The 329-nt window shown below is 66.3% G+C and carries 1 protein-coding gene; it reads right to left on the bottom strand.

All coding sequences use genetic code 11. From position 1 onward, the window contains the following. On the bottom strand, positions 1-329 hold a 329-nt coding region (locus EXE45_RS18510), incomplete at both ends, for a hypothetical protein (RefSeq protein ID WP_137695175.1).

Raw genomic sequence — 329 nt, 5'->3', positions numbered from 1 at the left:
AGCCAGTGGCAGTCCGCCATCTTCGAGGTGAGGTAGTTCATCCCCGCGACGACGAGCTGGTCGGCGTGCTCGACGTTCGCGAGGTCGAAGTCGACGGTCTGTTGCCCGGTGACCATCGTGTGGCCCGGCGGCAGGTCGGTGTGGAACGAGTAGTTGTCCAGCCCCATCGCGCCGAGCGCCTCGTCCTCGTCGACGTCGCGGACGTAGTTGTCCAGAAGCGCCATCGAGTTGGCGTTCCGGTACTGCCCGAACAGCTTGATCAGCCCGAGCAGCGGCATGCCGCCGCGGAACTTCATCGACCGGACGCCGGCGCCGTCCATCTCCTCGAC

This window comes from Halorubrum sp. SP9 (assembly GCF_005435015.1).
GTDB classification, from domain to species: domain Archaea; phylum Halobacteriota; class Halobacteria; order Halobacteriales; family Haloferacaceae; genus Halorubrum; species Halorubrum sodomense.
This window is presented reverse-complemented; position numbering and strand designations above follow the sequence as displayed.